This window comes from Jutongia huaianensis, assembly GCF_014384985.1.
In the GTDB taxonomy this organism is placed as follows: domain Bacteria; phylum Bacillota; class Clostridia; order Lachnospirales; family Lachnospiraceae; genus Jutongia; species Jutongia huaianensis.
This window is the reverse complement of the sequence record NZ_JACRSX010000056.1, coordinates 1-502: the sequence shown is the minus strand read 5'-3', so window position 1 is coordinate 502 and position 502 is coordinate 1. Positions and strand designations below refer to the sequence as shown.

Genomic DNA, 502 nt, shown 5'->3' with positions numbered 1-502 from the left:
ATTCTTAATCTGAATTGACTTCGATTCTTGATCTTTGATCTTAAATCTGCGTTTGGATGTCTGACTTATAACATTCTTTCGTTTGTTATAATCATTTCGATATACAGTTTTCAAGGTACCATCTGACTGGTCTTGATCCTTTCGGATCCCTGGATCAGTCATATATAATAAGAAGTTCCCTTCCGGTCCGCTTCTTATCACAGATCACTGGTCCAGTGTTTTTTTCTTTTTGATTCGGCGGCCACCTACTCTCCCATGCCGTCTCCAGCATAGTACCATCGGCCGCTCAGGTCTTAACCATCGTGTTCGGGATGGGAACGGGTGTTGCCCCTGAGCGCATCGCCACCGAAATTTTGTGTTATTCTATTATATCAAGTGTTATATTGATTCACTCGATACTTGATAACTCAACAGTAAAACAACCCTTACTCGCTCTCTTAGAAAGGAGGTGATCCAGCCGCACCTTCCGATACGGCTACCTTGTTACGACTTCACCCCAGTT

2 rRNA genes are annotated in these 502 nt (G+C 43.2%); both read right to left on the bottom strand.

Annotation, left to right across the window (positions count from 1 at the left end):
* Positions 1 to 232: 232 nt before the first annotated feature.
* Positions 233 to 350: ribosomal RNA gene (gene rrf / locus H8704_RS14065) — 5S ribosomal RNA — on the bottom strand.
* Between the two features lie 91 nt (positions 351 to 441).
* Positions 442 to 502 (bottom strand): 16S ribosomal RNA (locus tag H8704_RS14060); the annotation flags it as partial.